Raw genomic sequence first — 21,116 nt, forward strand, 5'->3', positions numbered from 1 at the left:
CATGTCGCGAGGCAGGTGCTGGTAGCCCCGCGACCGCGAGGAGGGGACATGAGTTCCTCTGACGTTGCCGTTTCTGACGCCTGCATCGAGGCGTTCAACAAGCTCACGAGGGAGCGCAAGTACAGGTACGTGATCTTCACCTTGACCGAAGATCTCAAGGAGATCGTGGTCGAGAAGACCTCGGACGAAGACAGCTACGAGGCGTTCCTGAAGGACCTGCCCGAGAGCGAGTGCCGATACGCGGTTTACGACTTCCCGCACGAGAGGGAAGGGCGACAGATCAGCACCGTGATCTTCTACCGTTGGATTCCTGATGGTGCGGGGGTCAGGAGCAAGATGACCTACACCACCGCGGGCGACAAGTTCCTGGAGCGCCTCGGCGGCGTCCGCACCGATCTCAAGGCGAGCGAGCCCGCCGACGTCTCTCACGCGAAGGTTTCCGCACTGGTCCGGTAACGAGGCAGCCGACCGACATGACCAGGGGTTAGGTCTAGAGCCGACGCCGCAGCAGCCACAGAGGATCACTCGTTTCGGCCTCACGGAGAGGCTCATGCCGTTCATCAGGCGGCCGTGGCAAGGATCGGGGTGGCCTGGAAGGGCGTGTGGTCGCGGATCATGGCCCACAGGACGTTGACGCGACGGCGTGCGAGGGCGAGGACGGCCTGCTTGTGCCCTTTGCCCTCTTTCCGCTTCCGGTCGTAGTACGCCTTGGAGACGGGGCAGAAGAACACACTGACCTGGGCGGAGAGGTAGAGGGCGCGTTGGAGGCCGCGGTGATAGCGCCGCGGCCTTCGCAGGTTCCCGCTGACCTTCCCCGAGTCCCAGGGGACCGGGGCCAGGCCGGCGAAGCCTGCCAGGCGGTCGGGGCTGGCGAAGGCGGTGAGGTCACCGCCGGTCGCGGCGATGAACTCGGCACCAGTGGTGGGGCCCATGCCGGGCAGGCTGAGGAGGATCTCGGCGTCCCGGTGCTGGCGGAAGCGGGCTTCGATTCGAGCGTCGAGCTCGGCCACCTCGTCATTGTGGGCGACCACCGAGCGGGCGAGACGGAAACTATCGGCCAACACCCATCAAGTGAGGCCATGTTGACGACATTCGCATCGCCGCTTCCCGCCCGACCACGCCCGGTCGACGACTCTCCGTCCCTGGGCGCCCAGGACCAGGTCGTCTTCCGTAGCGCTCTGATGATCCCCGACGCCGACCGCGCACTGTTCGAAGCGGTCCGCAGCGAGACCATCACCTGGATAAAGACCAAGCAGAACCGCTACCCGGACGCCCCCAGCACCAGCGGTGTCCACCACCTCGACGCCACCACCGTGCTCACCAGCCAGTCCCGCTACGACGACAAGGGCGCGGAAGAGGCCCTGCGTATCCAGCTGCGCGAAGACCGGCCCGAGGCCACCTGGCGGACCACGGTGACCGCCGTCCTGGCCGCGCCGGGCACCGGGCAAAGGGCCGCGGTCGCGGTGTCGCTGGAGTGCTTCCCCAACGGCAAGCCCGAAGGACTGCGCCCGGGCCGGCCCGCCATCGTCGAGAAACTCGTAGCCAAGCTGCGCCCGATGGACGGCCGCGGCCGTCTGACCGTCCACGCCCTCCAGGTCACCCGGGCCCAGACCCAGGTCGACGACCTCATCGAGGTCCTCTGCGACCCCGACCGCCACCACCCGGTCGTCGTGGCCGCCCGCACCACCGAACCCGATCCGCTGTGGTCCCGGCGTATGCGCCAGGTCATGCCGCAGTGCGCGGGCTCCGCCGGCTTGTACCTCCTCGCCGACCAGGCTGCGGTGGATGCCTTCCGCCGCGAAATCGGCGAACACCACCGAGTGGCACCTGGCGCCGTGCGCACCTTCCTGCCCGGCACCGACCCGGCCTGGCCCCCGGACGCAGCCCGCCACCGCTTCGTCAGCCCCGCCCGCATGCGTGATCCCGCCGACCATGCATGGAACGCCATCGCGCGCGCCGCCCAACGCCACGCCACCCAGGCCCCCATCCCGCAGCTGCTACGCGACCTGCGTTTCCCCGACGACGACGCCGCCACGCAGCAGCGCCGCGACGCCCTGACCGCCGTGCCCGCACCCCGTGTCTCCGCCGACACCCTCAACGAAATGCGGCACCTGCGCGAGGAGAACGCCCTCCTCCTCAGCCTCCTGAAGACCGCTGACGAAGAAATCGAAGAAAAACGCACCAGCACCCGCCTGGCCGAACGCGCAACTGCCTCCCTCGAAGACCAGCTTGCGCACGCCCGTCAGGAGGCCCTGGACAATCTCCAGGAAGCCGTCGAAGCCCTGGAAAAAGCTGAACGAGCCCAAGCTGAAGCCGACCAGCTGCGCTCCCGCTTCTATCAGCAGGGCCGCCACGAAGACGCCAAAGCTCCGATCGAGGAACCGCCGCCGCTGCCGACCTCGTTCGAAGAGCTCTGGGACCGGCGCGATACGTTCACCCGCGTCACGATCACGGCCGACCGCGAGACCTGCATCGACCTCGACGACAACGACCGTGCCCGCGTCTGGGCGGGCAAGGCATGGGTCGCCCTACGCGCCCTGGACTCCTACGCCGAGCAGTCCCAGAACGGCTTCAAGGGCGCCTTCTACGACTTCTGCACAGCACCGCTGCCCGGCGTTCAGGGCTGGCCGGCCAAGCAGGCCGCGATGGCAGAGGGATCCGCGACCATGGACCAATTCGGAAGCCAGCGGGTCTTCCCCGTCCCCGAGTCAGTCGACCCTTCGGGCCGCGCTGTCATGGAGGCTCACCTCAAGATCGACAGCAAGGGCGCCACCTCACCTCGCATCCACTTCCTCGACGACACCAAAGGCACCACCCAGAAGATCATCGTCGGCTACATCGGCCCCCACCTGCGCAACACGAAGACCAACTGACCAAGGCTGCTGCAGTCCGGCCTGTGGGCATCGAGGCGTCCACGCAGAGTTCCTGCCTGACGGCCAACACCGAGGCGCTCGCGTTCGTACCGTCGACTGCAGCAGTTTGGAGCACAGCGGAGCACGCGCGGCCGCAGCACGACGCGTGCGTACTCCGCGGCGTCCGGGCTGTCGGCGTACTCGCCTATGTGCAGAGCTGAGTACGGATGAACGTGCAGAGCAAGGAGACCTGTGAAGCGCGGGCGTCGTGGTTCGAGATGATGGAGCGGTGTCTCTTCGCTATTTCAATCAGACCGGCTGGACCGCGATCTTCAATGGCACCGACACCGAGATCGGCCGCATGGTGCGTGTGGAGGGCTGGGACCAGGCGACCGGGACGGCCCTGGTTGTCGACCCCAAGCGTGGTGGCCTGCGTCCGGTGACGGACTACGAGGACTTCTCCCACCTGGAGCGAGCTGATCAGGTCGTGGCCGCGGTGCCTGGCGGAGGGTGGCGGGTGCACTGGAAGGACGAGGGACCAGGGGGAACGCCGCTGACGGAACAGGTACTGGCCTGGCTCATCACGTCGCAGGGGCGGGCGACGGCCATCACGGTCGATGCTCAGGGGCATGTCGAGGATGCCGATGGCGCCGACGCCTTCATCCCGCCGGGCGAGGACCCGATGTCCTGATCGCAGCTGGTCAGGCCACGTCAGTCTCTCGCTCGATGGCCTGGAGGCGGTTCTTCAGCCGGTAGCTGGGGCCGTTGATGGAGATCACTTCGCAGTGGTGGAGGAGTCGGTCGAGGATCGCGGTGGCGAGGACCTCGTCGCCGAACACCTGGCCCCACCGAGGACTTCCGCCGCCCTCCTTTGAGCTTCGCTCACCCGCTGTGAGCGGACTCTTCACCCGGGAGCCTGACTCGGCAGGGCCCTCTGGCCCTCTTCGCGTGCCACACCCACCCAGCTGGGCAGGCTCTCTTTGCCAGGCCCGAAGTAGGCGGCGAAAGACGGCCGTCCCCGAGCGGTTCTCACCCCGCCCTTCGAGCCGATGCTCGCCCAGGCCGCCGAGCCCGTCCCCGGCTCCGGCGTCCTGGGGAGCGGATCGGCCGCAGCAGAAGTCCGACCAGCACCGCGCGGTCTGCGGGCGGCCATACGGCCCCAGGAGAGCCGGTCGCCGGTAGCCGCCCGGAGCCACGGAGGCCGAGTCAGCCTCCAACGTGGGGGGCGACGGCGGCGAGGACCAGGCGTTGGAGCTCGGCGGGGTCGTCAGGGACCTTCCACCTCACCGCGCTCCCGTGTCCAGGAGCGCACGGTGTGCTCGCCCTGGGGCCCGTCCTCGACCAGCTCGATGCGCACGTCCGCCCGGCTGCCGTAGCGGCCGATGAAACCCCGGAACTTCCGCTCGGCGGTCGCCTCACTGTCCCAGGTGCCAGTGACGGCGGGGGAGGACGGCAGCCCGAAGCGCAGCCTGACGTGAAACGGCACATGCGGATCATGAGCGGTGCCCCTCCCGGCTGCAAGCCGCGCGGGACCGACGGACGGCCGCCGTCGCCCGATCCCCTCACCACCCGCTGGGACACCGGCACGCCCTGTTATCGAAAAGATGTTCCGTCCCGGGTGGCATGCGGGTTACCGTCCCTGCACGCAAGATCCCTTCAGGGGGGAGCACCACATGCACGTCACCGAATCCGAAGCCCGCCCCGGGCGTCCGCCCGGCGTCACCCGCCCGGGCCCGGACGGACTCACCACCCGCCAGGCCGCCATCGTCGCCTTCATCGAGCAGACCGTCGCCCGCAAGGGCTACCCGCCCTCGATGCGGGAGATCGGCGAAGGCGTCCACCTGCGCAGTACCTCCTCCGTCGCACACCAGCTGATGGCCCTGGAGCGCAAAGGCTTCCTCTACCGGGACCCGCACCGTCCCCGCGCCTACCGCGTGCGCGGCGGCCGGCCCGCCGACATCCCCGACACCCCGGCCGGCATGACGCCGGAGGCGGTCCAGGTCCCGCTCGTCGGCCGCATCGCGGCCGGCACGCCGATCCTCGCCGAGGAACTCGTCGAAGACATCCTGCCGATGCCGCGGCACCTGGTCGGCGAAGGCCAGCTGTTCGCTCTGACGGTGGTCGGCGACAGCATGATCGACGCCGCCATCTGCGACGGCGACATCGTAACCGTCAGGAAGGCCGACAGCGCCGACCACGGCGACATAGTCGCCGCCATGCTGGACGGCGAAGCCACCGTCAAGCGTCTGCGCCGCGAGAACGGCCGGGTCTGGCTCATGCCACACAACGCGGCCCATCAGCCGATCCCCGGCGACGACGCCGTTATCCTCGGCAAGGTAGTCGCCGTCCTGCGCGCGCTCTGATCCAGCACGCCCCGCGCCGCCCAAGGGACGTCCCCCCTCGGCACGGCGTCCCCCTGTACGAGCCGACAGAACGCCGGCATGGACCAGCCCAACGACGGGACCCCGACTTGACCCTGATGCCCGGAGCACGCGTGCCGGGGCGGACCTGGACGGTCCGCCTCACCGGCCACCCCGATCACACCGTGTCCGTCACCTGCAGCACCGCCGCGTGCCGTATGCCGCCCCGCTCGAAGGACGCCGCCAGCATGCGCCGCTTCGCCGCCGAGCACATCAAGGCCCACGGACGCCTCGCCGGCGCCCGCCCCAACGCAGCCTGCAGCTGCGGCAGCACGCACTGCGCCCTCCACGAATCCCGCGTCCAGTGCGCCGGCACCAGCCTGCTGGTCCTCGCCCACAACCCGGCCGTCGGCCAGGTCTGGACCCTGGCCGAGGTCTGCCAGACCTGCGCCCGGGACATCCCGCACATCACCATCCTGGCCACGGCCAAGCGCGCCGCCCCCACCGCTGCGGCTCCTTCCGTGGAGCAGCCGGCGCCGCGCACCGCGGTACCGGGCGGGTTCTCCTCACCGGAGGCCGCTCCCGAACCCTCACCGGGCCGGCGCCGGCCCCACCGTCCGAACCGGTCGCGCGGCTGAAACCGGCGCGGAGCCACCGCCGAGCCCTCGCAGAGTTGCCGGCTTGCCGCTGGTTGAGCACGGCTGGGGTCAGCGGCGGGTGACGCCGTAGCCGGTGTCGTTGAGGGCGGCCGTCCAGACCTCCCGGTTGAACCACTTCGTGATGTCGGGCTGCATGGCGCTGATGGTGTCCATCCGGGCCTGCCAGTCGGTGCCGGTGGGCCGTTTGTCCTGGCAGCCGGCGCAGCCGTCCTCGCCGTGAATGTGGCCGGCCATCCAGGCGTTGACGGCGACGTTGACGATGACGCTGTAGAGGTCGCCGCCGCTCTCCTCCAAGGCGTCGGGGACACCCCCGAGGATGAGCGCCAGCTCCGGGTTGTCGACTGGCGGCATCGGCGCGCGCCCCACCTGGCCGCCGGGCGTGCTGCTGGTCTCGGCCGCCTGCCGTTGCTGGGCGATGCTGGCCGCGAGGCCGGCCGGGTCGAAGTACCGCCAGGCGGAGCGCTCCTGGATCCCGAGGCGCTCGGCGACGGCGCGGATGTTCCGCTCGATGGTGTCGGCGACCGTACCCGGGCGGACCGTCACCCCGCGGTGGGCCAGCTGAGCCAGCGTCTCCGCGACCGCTTCCTTGAAGGCTTTGGTGTTGCGCATGAACACCATCCTTCAGCAAGAGGGCAAGATCCACCGCCCCCGGTCAGTTCTCGTATCGGGGCCTCGGAGGCCGAGTTGAGGCTGCTGTGACGGTCTCGCTGTGCTGGTACAGCCGTCAGCCACCGGGTCGACGGTCGCCGGTCCAGTCTCGGTGAACGCCCTGAGCCGGTCTCGCTGCCGCTCCTCTTCCGTGATGCAGGCGTCGAGCACGGCCTGGTCGACGTGGGGGGCGACGGCGGCGGCCCCGAGCCCCAGCCGGGTTCGTCCCGTCGCGGTCTAGCTTCCCTCGGGCGGGGCGCCGTGGCAGGGCCCGTCCTGACAGCATGCTGCAGCACCGGGGCCTGCGGACGGCGGGCGGCCGGTCGTTCGGCCCGTACCATCCCCGACAGCGGCGTACCGAACCGCGTTCGACCAGTGCCCATACCGGAGAAGGGGAGTCACCTGTGAGCAGGAGTGCTGTGGCCGAGGGACAGCTGTACCGCGACCTCGCCCCCGACATGAAGGAGCGGGACCGGCGGCTGCGCGTTACCGCGGTCCGCGACGGACGGGCCGACCTCGTCGTGGAACACGACCTGGGCGGCCCGGCCGGCCGCAAGACCCATGCGAGCTCCGCCCGGCTCCGGTCCGCCGCATTTGAGCTCGTCGAGGACCCGGCCGACGCCGACCCCCAGTACCTGGCCCTGCTGGCCGCCCTTACTGAAGTTCACCACCCCGGGGCCACGCCGCCCGACTACGCGCGCGCGGCCCTCCGCGTGCTGCGCCGGCTCGTCCCGGCGGGGGAGGCCCGGTGACCGTACGCGAGACAGGGACCGTCGGCACTCCGGACCGGCGTGACCCGGACGATCCGTGCGGTCGTACGACCCGCACATGCCCCACCGAGCCTGGCTCACCGAGCGGGTCGGCGTCTGCCCCAGCGTCCCCGGCCCTGCCGGATCCCGGAACGGGCCGATGAACACAAAGGCCCACAAAGCCAGGTGACCAGCCGCCAGGCCCGGTTATGTGCGGCCGGGCACTCAAGCCCGCGGTCTGCCTGTACGCCACCGACCGGGTTCGATGGCCCTTCATGGTGAAAGGGAGTGGAATAGCTCCCGCTTGTCAGGGTTTCCTGACATCCTCATCCTCGTCGGCCCGTCAGGAAACCCTGACGGTCTTGTGCTGGGAAGAAGGGGTGTTGGGGATGGGCTGGGTGGATGAGAGCGGCCGGCACGAGGGCCGGGTGGCCGCGGTACTGGCGGACGGGCAGGAGGCCGCGCCCATCGTGGCTCTGGACGGGAGTACGGCGTGGTGGGACAGCGACGGCACCGTGTCCGAGCGCGCGGTCGCGGTGAAAGCCGCCTGCGGATGCGGCTGGCGCGCGAGCGGCATGCATCAGGTGGTGTGGGGTGACGTCGAGGCGACCGAGGGCGAGCACGCGCGGACGGGCCCGTTCGCCGACTGGGAGTACCACGTCACCACCGTTGAAGGTGTTCTCCCGCGCGATGTCGAGCAGATGCTGACCGCCCTGCAGGAGCGGATCGGCGACCTCTCCCGGACCCGGCCGGTCACCGCCCTGCGGGCTGTCGCCCGCCTGCAGGACACCGTGCCGGGCTTGGCGGTCGAAGCCGTACGCGCAGCCCGGGCTGCCCTTGTGACCTGGGAGGCGATCGGAGCGGGCCTGGGCTGCAGCCGCCAATCCGCCCACGAACGCTACGCCCCCCACGTGAAGGAGTAACTTCACCAGGGGCCGAGCCCGACCCGTCGCAGCCCCCGAGGAGGACATGATGAGCAATATCACCGAGACCGAATACGGGCTCGCGTCCGACTCCCTGGAGGACATCGAGTCCCTGGGGAGGATCCCCCGGCCCCGCGCAGAGGCCATCCGGGAGGACAGCCGAAGGCAGTGGCCGGACGTGTACCTGATCCAGCGGGCCAGCGGCGAGCCCTGGCGGCGGGCCGCCTCCTGACACCCGAGCTTGCAGGCCACGGCGGCGGGCGCGACGCGCAGATCGCGCCCTGCCCCGTGCGGTACGCCGACCGGCGCCCTCCGACGCGCCGTGGCCTGGCACGGCGGTCAGGCTGCCCCTGAAAACCCGGCGGACCGACGGCGAAGGGCTCCGAAATGGTGCCCCGGCCACCGGTGGAACCGGTGCTCGCGCAGGCCGCCGAGGTGCTCCCGGGCCCGGCCGCACCGCGGGATGCCCGGCTGACGGGTGAGGTGCGGGGCAGGGAAGGCGCCGCAAGTCTGGCAGGAAGCCGGACGCACGCGGGCCCCGTTTCGTCAGGATCAGGCGGGCTGCGCCGACGGCGTCGCCCGTGAGCTGCGGGAGGACGCGCGGTGCGGCGGCGTGATGATCTACCCGCCCAAGGCCTGTGCCGTCACGCCAGCCGGGACCCGATCCGAAACCGCATGTCCCCGGCAGCCCGACGGACATCCTCCGACAGGGCCTCCACCTCCAGCACCCCGAGCAGCACCATCAGAGCCCGCGCCTCATCCTCGGCCAGCAGCCGCAGACGCGGTTCGGGCACCCCATCGAGCAGCGAATCCAACAGGTCCAGCACACCGTCATCCATGCCGGAGACAACGCGGTAGGTCGACCGAAGTCACCGGCCCCCAGAGGACGAACCGCGAGGCGGCGATGCCGGTTGATGCGCGGATCATCCCACTGCAAACCCCCCAGTGACGATTTGCATGAACCCACGCCGCTAGACATTCGAAGGACTCGCCGCTGAAAATACGTTACAGCGTTCCGCGTCCTGGTGTCTGTGTTCGCCATCGTCGGCCCCCCGCCGCAGACAGGCGTACTGCAACAATGCCTGGGAACACTATGACACAACCTGTCCTCAACGACAGTAGATGCCTAACAGCCGCAACAGATGCGAACACGGTCGTAGGCTGGCTGACAACCGACCGCTGCTATTACCATCCACTTACAGGATAGCCCTGCTGCTGCCGAACTCATTAATCGCGGTGGGCCCCCATCGAAACTCACCTCGATGGGGGCCCGCTGCCTGAGACTCAGCTTCCTAGGCAGCCATCAGTAAAAATGTCAGCCGCGAGGCTTTAGTTCACGCCTAGCCACGGGTCCCTCCGCAGGTCTGCGAGGGACTGTTCATTGTAGTGAAACATGCCCTCGAAGAACGCCATGAGCGATGGAAAGACTTCAATCTCCTGCCCCGCGATCCAATGAACCGAACCACTTGCCAATTCAATCGCGAAGACGTCGATGTCGAAATTTGCCGCGGCGATCGGAGTGAACTTACTCCGGTCGGACTGAATCAGCCCACCGCTACCTTCGCTGGCCGCGTCGAGGATTCCCCACGCTCTTTCAAGCTTGCCGCAATGAATGTAATCCTCTGTCCCAAACAGATCGACATCATGATAGAAGCCTTTCCAGCCGTCGGCTGCCACTAGCATGTTCTTGTGGTCGCCATTCAGAGGAGCCGGCTGCCGTGTCTCACATTCTCGAATCTTGGTGGGTGTGGCGCCGGGGCGGGGCGGGCCATAATTCCAAATATCGTTCACATCTGCTGCAGCGAGCTCGCCCGTCAGCCGAGCGAACTTATCGATGATTTGGCGCCAGCGCTGCTCATCACTGTTCATGGCACGTACCTGAATTCGGTCGGGATGTATCCAACTGGATAGCGGGTCGACTGCCCGCCGAGGCTTGCGTTCACCCTATAGGAGAGGTCCAGCCACTCAGGCGGATTGGCCATGCCAGTCCAAGTGGTGTCTGGCCCGTGGCCAACAACGCCCTGGTAGGGGGTGCCAGCCTTCTCTGCTCGCTTCCGTTCAGCTGCTGCTGCTGCGCTTGCTTGCCTACGGAGAGCCCCAGTCGTAGAGACACGGCCGCCGGCCGTAAATCCTGCACACCGGGCTCGTTCGCAGGCGGCGACGTAGTCCTTCACGTCTTGTATCTCGGCTGCACTCGCGTTCGGAGGAGCATTGAATTCGACCACCCCAGTGCCAGTTGACGGAGCACAGTTGTGGACGAGGACAGAGGTCGAACCGGCCGCCACATAATAGGCGTGAAATTCGGCGACCGTCAGGTTGTACGTGTCTTTCGTGGCTCGGTAAAGGTAAGTCTGCTTAATGCGTACAGGCGAGCCTTCGACGGTTCGAAGGGATTCCCCAGCGCGGAGGCTGCCAGCTTCGACCCAACGATGCTGTGATTCCGACCAGATGACGTGGTGGGCTGTCGCTGTGATCGTACTGGTGCCATCACCCGTATCGATCTCAATATCGACGTAGTTCTTATCGTCGTTGGTGTAGATCGTGCCCGTTACGGTTTTTTCTTCAGTCGCCCCTGTATCCGGGTCGGAGGCAACGACCTGATCACCATTCTGTACTTCCTCGACAGGTTTGCTTTCGCCGTTTACCAAAAGCACCTTGGTGCCAGCGATGAAACTGTCGCATTTGCTGAGGGCAGACTTGATTTTACCGGCGACCTTGCCGCCGCCCTTTTCGGCAATTTTCGCGGCTTTGGCTGTGCTCGCACCGGGGATTGGGGCGAGAATAGAGCCTGTCTGGTAGCTGTCGCCCTTCGTGTCGACGCCGAAGTATTCCATCAGGCGGTCGTAAGCTTGCTCGGGTGTAGGGATGCCCACGAGCGGCAAAACCATCTTAGCTGCGGGCGCCATTACCAGGGTGGCTGCTTGAGGGATTCCTCGACCCAGGCCAGCCACTACGAATGCGATCTTCTTCTTGATGGCATTCGTGTCGATGAACTTGACGTTTTGGTTTTTGTAGATCTGCTTGGTGATGTTGCGCGGTGACCAGTTGTCGCCGTTGCCGTTGTTCCCGCGGTAGTCGGGAGCGGGTGCGTGGGTTTCGTAGTACCTGCGCTGGCTGGAGATTGGGGCGTAGGTGATTTCGTGGGAGTTGTTGGCGGTGATGACCGTGTGGCCGTGGCAGTCGTAGAGCGTTCCGCACTCTTCGGTTCGCAGGCCGCTCGGGTCCCAGTTGCCGATGGGGTTTCCGCTAGCGTATGTGTACCCGTTCATTTGGAGCGGGTCGGTGATGTCGATGATGGGGTCAACGGAGATGAACCGGCCGGTGGTCGACTCGTACTCGCGCGCTCCGATGTGGGTGAGAGCGGTGTTCGTGTCGTCGATGCCGCTGCCGAGGAAGCCGTGGCTTCCGGGCCAGTTGCCGGGCTGGCCGCCGCGCGGGTTTCCGTACGGGTCGGACTTCCGGCGAGTGACGGTCTGGCCGTTGCTCTGGTCGATGGTGGTGTTGGCGGTGTTGTGGTGGTCGGCCAGCTGCACGCTCAGCTGGTGGTTGTTCGCCTTGCCGCCGGTCTGGCGGACGGTGGTGGCGCCGGGGCCGCTGTAGTAGCGGACGGCGTCGAGGGCCTGGCCGGCCTTGTTGACGGTGATCTCGGCTTCGCCGAGGTAGAGGGTGCGGCTGCTGCCGGTTTCCTCGATGAGGCGGTTGCCTCCGGCGTCGTAGGTGTAGGTGGTGGTGTTGTCGAAGGTGAACTGCTGGGGACCTGTGGCGTTGCAGGACCACAGCTGGAGGTCACCGCCGTCGGCTGCGTTGTTGGGGACGTCGACGCACTGGTTGGTGGCCGGGTTGTTGAGCGACTTGTCGCTGGCACGGTAGACGAACTTCTGCTTGTCGCTGCCGTCACAGGCGGCCAGCACCAGCTTGGTGCCGCTGGCGGTCAGGCACTTGTCCAGGGCTCGGACGGTGTTGCCGGTTAGACGCCATTGCTGCGCCTTCGTTTCGTTGCAGGGGTAGATCTGCACCGGCGTGCCGTCGGCGGTCTTGCCGCTTTCTACGTCGATGCACTTGCCCGAGGCTCCGATGACGGAGACGGCGCCGATGCCGGGGCTGGTGGCGGAGGTGACCTTGCCGCGACGGTCCCAGTTCAGCGTTTGGGTGTCACCGTCGATGCGCCGGCTTGTTGTGTTGCCGAGGGCGTCGTAGGTGTAGTTGGAGACCGAGTTGGCCGTCGACCCCGGGTTGCGGGTGGTCTTCTCGGCCTTCTCCAGGGCGTGCGGCTTGATCTTCAGCGGCGGCTGGGTGCCGTTGCCGGCGATGGTGATGCCGTAGGTGTAGGTGGTCTCGTCGTCCAGCTCGCTGTTGGTCAGGTCGCGGTTGATCAGCTTGGTGCGGTTGCCGATCGCGTCGAACTGGTATTCCTGCCAGAAGCCGTCACTGTCCGGGCCGGGGGTGACGTCGGTCAGGCTGGGGCCGGTGCATGCCGCCGTCTTGCCGGTCCATGCCTTTGTCAGCTGGCCCATCGGGTCGTAGACGTAGCACTGGCGGTCTTCGCGTCCACCGGGCTGGGTGTCGGTGACCGAGGTGATGTTCCCGGTCGGGTCGTAGGTGTAGGAGACGTCGCTGATCCGGTTCGGACCGGTCTCGCGGTCGCTGATCTGGTTGGTCAGCTGTCCGGTGTTCGGGTTGTACTGGTTGGTGGTCCACACCCGGTTGGGTGCGTTGCCGGTCGCGGTGCGCAGGACTTCGCCGTACGGGCTGTACTTGACGTCGGCGGTGTACCAGGTCAGGCCGGACATGCTCTGTGGCATGCCGTCGCGGTCGTAGCGGGTGACCAGCTTTTCGGCGGCCAGGCCTCCGGGTGTAGCGGGGAGGGTAGTCGACTGGACCTTGCCTGTCGGCGTGTAGGTGGTGCTGTATGCGTAGGTGCCTGCGAGGCCCTTGGTGCCGGGCACGTCCGGAATGGTGATCTTGGATCCGGTGGGCCGGTACTCGGTGTCGTAGCCGGTGACCTCGCTTGTGTAGGCGGCGCCGCTTTCGTAGTGCGTGGAGGAGACGGCGAGGCCCTTGGCGCCGGGCAGCGAGTCGAATGTCCAGGAGGTGACGAGTGGGCCGTTGGCCGCGTCGTCGTGCAGTTCGGTTGCGCGGCCGAGGGGGTCGTAGGTGGTGAACTGGGTCCGGCCGGTTGAGTCGGTCGTGGAGATCTTCTGGTTGAGGTTGTTGTAGGAGACGGTGGTCTTGCCCGCGTCGGGGTCGTCCGACCAGGTCATTCGATCACGGGCGTCGTAGCCGTAGGTCCAGCTGTTGCCGGCGGGGTCGGTGACCTTGGCCATGTTGCCGCGTTCGTCGTAGGAGTACGAGGTCTTGTTGGACGTGGTCAGGTCGCTCGAGGTGTAGTTGCGGACCTCGGTGGTGCGGTTGAGGGTGTCGGTCCAGGTTTCGCTGGCGCGGCTGCCCTTGAGCGGAGTGGAACCGTCGGGGGACATCCCGGTGCGGCTGCGGGTCCAGTCGCCGCCGTATTCGGTCGTGGCCGAGCTCTGCTCTACACCGGCGTGCAGGCTGGTCGCGCGGATCGTGCGGCCGAGTCCGTCGTAGGCGATCTTGGTGGAGTTGGGGATCTGGAAGACGCTCTCCGCAACGAAGATGTTCTTGCCGGGGTCGCCTTCGGCGTAGTAGCCGTTGTTGGTCTGCCGGACGCTTCCGTTCGCGTTGTAGAAGGTATCCGTGATGAGGCGGCCGCTGCCGAGTGCTTCGCTCTGGGTCTGGCGCGTGCGCATGAGGCCGTCGTAGATCGCGACCGAGGTGGAGTACGTGCCGTCGTCCTGCAGCGTTCTGCTCGTGACGGCGGGTGCTTCGTGCTCGGAGATCTGGTACTCGACCGTCTTCGCCGGCTTGTCCGACGTCTTCTGCGATGCGGTCCAGACGGCGGTGGTCCGGCCGAGGTTGTCATAGGACGTGGTGATCTTTCGCCCGTTGACGTCCGTGACTTCCAGAGGGTTGCCTCGAGCCGGATCGATCTTGGTTGACCCGGTGTGTCCCAGCGCGTTGGTGTTGGTGACCGTGAACGCAACCCCGGCGGCGGGGCTGTAAGAGGAGGATGTCATGTTGCCGGCCGCGTCGTAGTCCTTAACGCGACGGCCCAGGGCGTCGTACTCGACACGCCCGGAAGGTGCCCATCCGGTGCCCGCGGCGTCCAGGGTCTCCAGTTGGACGGCGAGTCCCTTGGTGGGCGCCGCGCCGAATGCGTTCAGGGCATCGTAGGAGGTGCGGGCGTCCTTGAGTGCGGTCCCTGTGGATGCGTGGGCGCAGTCGCCGGTGGTCTTTCGTACCCGTTGGGGCAGGCCGATCAGGTTTTTGGCCGGGTTGTGGACGTAGGTGGTCGTGGTGCAGCTCTGCTCGACTGTGGACCACGTCGTGCCGTTGTGGGACAGCGCGTCGGTCTGTGCCGTGACGGGGAGGCCGTAGGTGGGGTCGTAGGCGTTGAGCGTGCGGATCATGCGGGACTTGCCGCCGCTGATGGCCTGTACCTCGTCGGTCCGGGCTGTGCCGCCGCGGAATGCCTCCAGAGGTGTGGTGCCGTCCCTGGGGCGGGCTGCCGTCTTCTGGCTCCAGGGCCAGGTCACCTCTCGGGAGACGACCTGGCCGCCCGCCTTGCTGTAGGTGATGGTTTCGGCGGTCAGGCCTTGGTACTGCGGCAGGTCTTCGCCGAGGTCCTCGGCGCCGGTGGAGTCCTTGATGGTTACCTTGGGCCGGCCGGCGTCACCTGACATGCCGCGGAAGTACCGGTGGCGTGATTGTGATTCTTCGGTCGCGTCGCTCTTGGCCGCATTGGCGGTGACGCCGCGCTTCGTCACGACGCTGGCATAGCCCCGCCACTGGCTGTAGGTGCGCAGCTCGGGCTTGGCGAACTCGTCGGTGTCCTTGGCCCAGGCGGCGTCGCCCTCGTAGGTGTAGCTGGTGACCACGTCCGGCTGGCGGGCGACCCGGTCCTTCTCTATCACCTTGTCGACGACGTATTTGTTGAACCACTCGAGCTTGGGCTTGTCCAGGTCCGGGTCCGGGGACCAGTGGACCGGGAAGCAGCGGCCGGTGTTCTCCTCCGGCTTGGGATGCGTGGTTCCGACCGGGCACGGATCCGAGTAGTCGACGTACGTCTCACTACCGGTTTCACTGCGGATGGTCTCCACGCGCAGGCGGTCGAAGTCCGGGGTGGCGTCGTTGGAGCCGGTCGCGACCCGGTTGGGCATGTCCTTCACGTTGGCGATGAAGGAGACTGGGGGAAGGCTGGTGGACTCCTGGTTGCCGGCGGCGTCCTTGGTGGTGCCGTAGCCGGTGCGGGTGATGGACTCCAGCCACAGCGGCGGGTGGGTGTCGGTGCGCTGCTTAGGGAACGACTGCGCAAGGTTCCATCGGTCCACCAGCGACAGGGCAGTGGAGCCCTCGGTGCGCTGGCCATAGGTGGTGACGGCGGTCAGGCGCTTACGGGTCCAGAAGGTGGGCGAGGCGATGTAGCAGTCCTTGGCGTCCGCCTTGCAGTGCAGCGTCGAGGGGGTGTCCCACCAGGGCTGCTTGTCGCCGTAGTTGTTGCCTTCGAACTCAGCGTCGGAGCACTCGGTGGCGCCCTCCTTGATGCAGCGTTCGGCGACGGTGAACTCGACCTTGGCGCCAGGAGGGCCGGCGAGGCTGTCGCTGCGCAGGCCGTAGGTGATCTGGGTCGGGTACCCACCGCGGATGTAGGCGACCTTGGCCTTGTACTTCTCATTCTTGGCGTAGCGGTTGGTCTCCTTGGCCCAGTCGATGATCATTGCGTTGCCGTGAACGTCCTCGACGTAGTCGAGGTTCCACCGCCACGCCTGCTCGCACGAGGAACTGGCGAAAGCCGTCTGGTAGCACGGCTCACCGGGGTGATTGCCGAAGACCGGGACGGTGAAAACGGAGTTCGTGACCGGACGGGTACCGGAACCGTCGAGGTCATGGCGTCCGAAGAAGTAGCGGGTGCCGTCACGAGTGGTGACGACCCAGTACTCACCGTCCTTGGCGCCGTTGGGCACGGAGGCGTCGGTCTTGTGCTCGACCTTAGAGCCGGTGTCGGAGACCGGAATCCACTGCCCCGTGGCAGTGTCATGTACCAGCTCGGTGGCCCCGCCGCCGAGGGACATGGTCACCGAGTCCCCGGCCCAGCACAGATCGCGCTTCTTCTTGTCAGCGCTGTTGTCGTTGTTGGGCTTGGACGGCGTGGCTTTCAGATCATCGGCGCAGGGGCGGTAGCGGCGCTCGATGTAGCCGGGTTCGTAGTCCCAGCCGTCGCCTATCCAGGACGCCTGGCCGTTGGACACTGATGTCTTGCCGTCGACTGCCTGCGAGGAGTAGGAGAACGCGACCGACGGCGCGGGTCCTGCCGGGGCTGCGGGCAGGTTCAAAGGGTAGGCCCAGGAGAAACCGCCGCTGCTGCTGCCCGCCGTCCACGAGCCGGACGGGGAGAGGGAAGTGGCCGTGTACATCCCGCCGGCACCGGACGCGCCGTCGGAAGCAGCAAGCACGACCGGGCCGCCGGCACCGGTCATGGTCCGCATGCCCTCGCTCGGCGTGGTGGCCGGGTCGATGGTGGCGCGGACCGTGCCCGCGGCAGCGTCGTTGGTGCTGGGGACGTCTTGGGTGACCGTGCACTCGGGGAGGTCGGGGGTGGTCAGAAAGCACGCCGGGAGCTGCTTGAGCTCCAGGCGGGTTGCCCACTCGGTGCCGTAGAGGTCCTTGAACGTCTTGTAGTCCAGCTGGACGTCCACCGGTGTGGAGCCCTCAGCCGGCGGAGTCACCTTGATGAGCGCGCCGTCGACACTCGCGGCCTCCGTCGCCGCGCGGGTCTCGACCGCCACCGACCAGGTACCGGACGGGGCCGGCGGGGTGGGGTTCGCCTCGGTGGGCGATGCCTTGCCGATACTGACCGGAAGCGTGCCCGCCTGGACGAGTTGATCACCCGAGAGGGCGACGCTGACCGTGCCGCCGGCCGGCGGCGTTACCTTGGAGGGCTCGTACTCCGGCGGAGGCTGGACGGGAGCTCCCGCCCAGCCTTCGAGCTTGGCGGCCTCGACCTGGTCGAGCTTGGCCTTCATGTCCTGCTGGAGCCCGGGCAGCTGGACCCCGCTGCGGTCGCCCGGTGATGCCGCCCACGCCTGGGCGGGCAGGAGTGATGCGACCAGCGCCACCGAGATGGTGATGCCGGCATGCCCGGCGAGACGCGCGCGTCTCATGCGCGCTCTCTTGTTTCCGGGCAGGCGGAAATGATGCGCCGACAACGGCGACATGTAGACCCCCCACGATCTGCCCACGGTGACGGCACACGTGTGGCAGGAAACTGACAAATAGTCTGCTGATTCTCAGGCTCGCGCGAGCAGAAAAGCCATAGCGATCTAGGTGGTGTGGGCTTTATCACTTACCGGCGGCATACGTCGTGACAAAAGCGACATTGGGGCTCCACCTGCAACATTCTCGCAGGTGACGCCAGCTGCCTTAATCAGTCATGCTCTGCTCGCACATTCCGTGCGCGAACGTCCGGATGGGGAGCCGGTATTCGTGCCGCCCGGCCATCGGGCTCCTTTGTCTGAGAACACCCAGGGGTGGCGGAATCGCATACCCGAGGGGGGAGAAGAAGTAGCGTGTCAAAACCCGAACCCGCACTCGTCGGTTCGTCAAAAAACCCTGACGCAAGCAGAATCGGCCAGCAGAGCTGGCTTCGGCGACGCAAAAAGCTGGGCGGCCTCGCGGCGCTGCTGGCCGTCGCCGTCGCCGTCCCCGTCGTCCTGAACCGTAACGACACCAGCACCCCGACTGAGGCCACGCCGTCGCCGAACCCCAAGACTTCTGTCAGCGCCCCCGAGGCGCGTCGACTGGCGAAGGAGAGCGGCAAGGAGGTCGAGGTCACGGCTGAGGCCACCGCGCACACCACCACATGGGCGCAACCTGGCGGAACCTTCAAGTTGCGCGTTTCCAGTGCTGCGACGCGGGCGAAGATCGGCAGCCAGTGGAAGGCGATCGATACCACGCTCGAGCGGGTCGAGGGCGGCTTCGCGCCCAAGGTGGTGAACGGGCGCGTCGTCTTCACCGCCGGCAGCAAGGCCGCGCCGGCCGGCGACAGCGGACGGGCGTCCCGCAGTGTCTCCCGCGCAGCTCTCGTACAGCCTGCCGTGGTCAAGGCCGATACGCCGACTCCGGTATGGGCGGATCTGGTGCGCTTGCATCTGGACGGCCATGACCTGGCAGTCGCCTGGCCGGGGCCTCTGCCCGAGCCGGTCATCTCCGGCCCGCGGGCTCTGTACGAGAATGTCCGTCCGGGCATCGACCTGGTCATGACCGCGCAGGACGGCGGCTTCACACACGTCCTGGTCGTCAAGGACAAGCAGGCAGCTGCGGACCCGCTGCTGGGCCAGCTGGATTACCGGCTCTCCTCCCCGGACCTGACCTTCCACCTCGATGAGGAGTCCAAGTCGGTCAGTGCGCGGGACGCGCAAGGTCAGGAGGTCGCTGGATCTCCGACTCCGTTCATGTGGGACTCCGCGGGCAAGGTCGCTGTGACCGAGGGGGAGCCGCAGGCGAAGCCCGCGCCGGAGGCGAAGGACCACCCGACCCTGGCGCTGCCCGGGCTCAACGGTGCGGAGGGCAATCACTCGAAGGCGGCCGGTGCCACGCTATCCGGCGAGAACGTGCTGCGGGTGACGCCCAACACGCAGCTGTTGCACGATGCGGACACCGTGTATCCGGTCTTCATCGACCCGTCGATCAAGGGCCACAAGCAGAACTGGACCGCCCTCTACAAAACCGAGGGCAACTCCAGCTTCTGGAACGGGCAGAATTACAACAGCGGATCCGGCACGCCGGAGGCCCGTGTCGGCTACGAGACGACGACCTACGGCACGTCCCGCTCCGCGTTCATCTTCGAGTTTCCCACCCAGATCCAGGGAGGGCAGATTCGCTCGGCGAACCTGCGGATGTTGCAGACCTACTCCTGGGGCTGTGACGCCAGGGCCTTCGACGTCTACCACACGCCGCTGATCACCAGCTCCAGCACGTGGAACAACACCAACAACGGCACCTTCTGGGGCAATCGCATCGCTGGCGCCAGCACCGGCCACGGCTACAACAGCACCTGCCCGGACTCCTGGGTCGGCATCGACATCAAGTCGAAGGTCGAGGAGGGTGCCCGAGGCGCGTGGCAGAGCCTGACCCTGGGGCTCCGTTCGCCGAACGAGAGCGACGCCAGCTACTGGAAGAAGTTCCTGGCCAACGGTGAGAGCGCCCCGTACATCGAGGTCGAGTACACCAAGGTCCCCGACACGCCGGTCCTTGCGAACATGAGCACCTCCCCAGGCGGTGCGTGCGTCACCGGGCAGCCTTTCACCAAGATCGGCAAGACGGATGTCGACTTCCGTGCCAAGGCCACCGACGGCGACGGCAATCTGCGCCGACTGAGCTTCAGGATCTGGTCCGCCGACGGCTCGCCCGTCGCTGACGAGCTCCGCGACACCAACGGCGACGGCGCAGCGAACGTGACCGTCCCGTGGGAGAAGTTCACCCCCGGCAAGACGTACTTCTGGCTCGCCCAGGCCATCGACTGGGACGGACAGTGGTCCGGCAGTGGCCCCATGGACTCCGGCGGTGGCGGCTGGTGCAGCTTCACCGTCGACCACACCCAGCCCACACCGCCCACCATCCGCTCCGAAGACTTCCCGGCCCCCGGCCCCGACGGCGCCGAGTGGAGCAAGAACACCCTCGGCCCCGGCAAGATCACGGTGATCGCGGGCGGAACCAACCCCGCGGACATCACCGAGTTCCAGTGGTCCCTCAACCACCCCGTCTACGACAAGAAGGCCGTCCCCGCCGCCGGGTCGGACACGGTGACCGTCGACGTCAACCCCGACAACGCCGGACCCAACCTCTTCTACGTCCGCGTCGTCAACAAGGCCGGCAACCCCTCCAACCCCGTCACCTACACCTTCTACGTCCGCCCCCGCCCCGGCCTCGACGGCCCCGGCGACACCACCGGCGACGGCAAGGCCGACCTCCTCGCCATCGACGCAGCCGGAAACCTGCGCGTCTACCCCGCCGACCAGGTCGGCGACCTCGATGCCTGGATGCCCGCCGCCACCGACAACGGCAAACCCGCACCGGCCGGCTACTGGAAGGACGCCAGCGGCAAGACCGCACTGATCGCCCACTCCAACGACTGGTACCCCGGCGACGGCATCACCGACCTCATCGCCCGCATGCCCGACGGCAAGCTCTACATCTACCAAGGCGACGGCAACGGCCGCTTCGACATCAGCCGCCGCACCGAAATCCTCCTCCCCGCCGGCGCACCCGACCCCGCCACCTTCTCCCAGATCGTCGTCGTACCCGACATGAACGGAGACAAGATGGAGGACATCTTCGCCACCGCCGGCGACGCCTTCTGGAGCCTCACCGGCTACAGCGGCGCCACCATCACCGAAGCACGCCAGCTCTCCGCCAGCAGCTGGTCCCGGCGTGACATCGTCGACGTCCGCGACGTCACCGGCGACAACGTCCCCGACCTCCTCTTCCGCGACGACTCCACTCCCGACCGCGGCCTGGCTTTGCGACGGGGCAAGCCCGGCACCGGCGGCGGAGCCGACATCAACTCCCTCGCCCTCGCCGTCAACTCCGCCGACGGCAAGGACCTCACCTACGCCACCACCGGCTGGGACAGCACCACCTGGCCCCTCCTGCGCGGCACACCCGACGTCAACAACGACCAGATCCCCGACCTCTACCTGACCCGAAACGACGGCACCCTCCACCTCTACTACGGAGGCCGCACCGCCATCGGCAACGGCTGGCGCGTCGAGGAAGACGACTGGGCAACAGCCCGCACCATCGGCTGATCCAGAACCCGCTCCACCAACGAGTGCCCGGCCATCGCTCC

The 21,116-nt window shown here is 67.4% G+C and carries 14 protein-coding genes and 2 pseudogenes; 9 read left to right on the forward strand and 7 right to left on the reverse strand.

Features of this window, described 5'->3' with window-relative positions:
• Window positions 1-48: 48 nt before the first annotated feature.
• Window positions 49-456 (forward strand): actin-binding ADF family protein, encoded by a 408-nt coding sequence (locus ACZ501_RS27920; RefSeq protein ID WP_468799139.1) that lies wholly within the window; start codon window positions 49-51, stop codon window positions 454-456.
• Window positions 457-560: 104 nt separating this feature from the next.
• Here the strand turns inward: ACZ501_RS27920 and ACZ501_RS27925 are convergent.
• A pseudogene (locus ACZ501_RS27925) lies at window positions 561-1,046 on the reverse strand (transposase); the annotation flags it as partial.
• On the opposite strand from ACZ501_RS27925, the gene ACZ501_RS27930 reads away from it, so the two are divergent.
• The gene (locus tag ACZ501_RS27930) at window positions 966-2,873 is read left to right on the forward strand and encodes a hypothetical protein (RefSeq protein ID WP_468799238.1); all 1,908 of its coding nucleotides are present in this window, start codon (window positions 966-968) and stop codon (window positions 2,871-2,873) included. The pseudogene ACZ501_RS27925 and the gene ACZ501_RS27930 sit on opposite strands and share 81 nt — an antisense overlap.
• A 268-nt stretch (window positions 2,874-3,141) precedes the next feature.
• Window positions 3,142-3,543, forward strand: coding sequence for a hypothetical protein (locus ACZ501_RS27935; protein WP_468799141.1), 402 nt, complete (start codon window positions 3,142-3,144; stop codon window positions 3,541-3,543).
• 10 nt (window positions 3,544-3,553) lie between these two features.
• Here the strand turns inward: ACZ501_RS27935 and ACZ501_RS27940 are convergent.
• Both ACZ501_RS27940 and ACZ501_RS27945 read right to left on the reverse strand, forming a co-directional pair.
• Window positions 3,554-3,700: pseudogene (locus tag ACZ501_RS27940) on the reverse strand (ATP-binding protein); the annotation flags it as partial.
• Between the two features lie 419 nt (window positions 3,701-4,119).
• Window positions 4,120-4,338, reverse strand: coding sequence for a hypothetical protein (locus tag ACZ501_RS27945; protein ID WP_468799143.1), 219 nt, complete (start codon window positions 4,336-4,338; stop codon window positions 4,120-4,122).
• A gap of 187 nt (window positions 4,339-4,525) precedes the next feature.
• Between ACZ501_RS27945 and lexA the strand changes: the two genes are divergently transcribed.
• Both lexA and ACZ501_RS27955 read left to right on the forward strand, forming a co-directional pair.
• Window positions 4,526-5,215 carry a transcriptional repressor LexA gene (gene lexA / locus ACZ501_RS27950; RefSeq protein WP_468799145.1) on the forward strand — a complete coding sequence of 230 codons (690 nt, stop codon included), beginning with the start codon at window positions 4,526-4,528 and terminating at the stop codon, window positions 5,213-5,215.
• Between the two features lie 116 nt (window positions 5,216-5,331).
• Window positions 5,332-5,850 carry a hypothetical protein gene (locus ACZ501_RS27955; protein ID WP_468799232.1) on the forward strand — a complete coding sequence of 173 codons (519 nt, stop codon included), beginning with the start codon at window positions 5,332-5,334 and terminating at the stop codon, window positions 5,848-5,850.
• A gap of 69 nt (window positions 5,851-5,919) precedes the next feature.
• Here ACZ501_RS27955 and ACZ501_RS27960 read toward each other — a convergent pair whose 3' ends face one another.
• Complete coding sequence (locus ACZ501_RS27960) at window positions 5,920-6,480, reverse strand: hypothetical protein (protein WP_468799147.1); 561 nt, start codon at window positions 6,478-6,480, stop codon at window positions 5,920-5,922.
• Window positions 6,481-6,923: 443 nt separating this feature from the next.
• Between ACZ501_RS27960 and ACZ501_RS27965 the strand changes: the two genes are divergently transcribed.
• From ACZ501_RS27965 to ACZ501_RS27975, 3 genes are all read left to right on the forward strand, one after another.
• Complete coding sequence (locus tag ACZ501_RS27965; RefSeq protein WP_468799149.1) at window positions 6,924-7,271, forward strand: DUF6354 family protein; 348 nt, start codon at window positions 6,924-6,926, stop codon at window positions 7,269-7,271.
• Window positions 7,272-7,630: 359 nt separating this feature from the next.
• Window positions 7,631-8,191 (forward strand): hypothetical protein, encoded by a 561-nt coding sequence (locus ACZ501_RS27970; protein WP_468799151.1) that lies wholly within the window; start codon window positions 7,631-7,633, stop codon window positions 8,189-8,191.
• Window positions 8,192-8,240: 49 nt separating this feature from the next.
• Window positions 8,241-8,423, forward strand: a complete 183-nt coding sequence (locus ACZ501_RS27975; RefSeq protein ID WP_468799153.1) for a hypothetical protein — start codon at window positions 8,241-8,243, stop codon at window positions 8,421-8,423.
• Between the two features lie 412 nt (window positions 8,424-8,835).
• Here ACZ501_RS27975 and ACZ501_RS27980 read toward each other — a convergent pair whose 3' ends face one another.
• The 3 genes from ACZ501_RS27980 to ACZ501_RS27990 all read right to left on the reverse strand — a co-directional run bounded on the left by ACZ501_RS27980 (window position 8,836) and on the right by ACZ501_RS27990 (window position 17,430).
• A complete protein-coding gene (locus ACZ501_RS27980) occupies window positions 8,836-9,018 on the reverse strand; it encodes a hypothetical protein (protein WP_362454500.1) in 183 nt (60 codons plus the stop codon).
• Window positions 9,019-9,520: 502 nt separating this feature from the next.
• Window positions 9,521-10,060: a hypothetical protein gene (locus ACZ501_RS27985; protein ID WP_468799155.1), complete on the reverse strand. Its 540-nt coding sequence runs from the start codon at window positions 10,058-10,060 to the stop codon at window positions 9,521-9,523.
• The gene (locus ACZ501_RS27990) at window positions 10,057-17,430 is read right to left on the reverse strand and encodes a ricin-type beta-trefoil lectin domain protein (protein ID WP_468799157.1); all 7,374 of its coding nucleotides are present in this window, start codon (window positions 17,428-17,430) and stop codon (window positions 10,057-10,059) included. Before ACZ501_RS27990 ends, ACZ501_RS27985 begins: the two co-directional genes overlap by 4 nt.
• 405 nt (window positions 17,431-17,835) lie before the next feature.
• On the opposite strand from ACZ501_RS27990, the gene ACZ501_RS27995 reads away from it, so the two are divergent.
• Window positions 17,836-21,075, forward strand: a complete 3,240-nt coding sequence (locus tag ACZ501_RS27995; RefSeq protein ID WP_468799159.1) for a DNRLRE domain-containing protein — start codon at window positions 17,836-17,838, stop codon at window positions 21,073-21,075.
• Window positions 21,076-21,116: the final 41 nt, after the last annotated feature.

Source organism: Streptomyces sp. NPDC034085 (assembly GCF_055575555.1).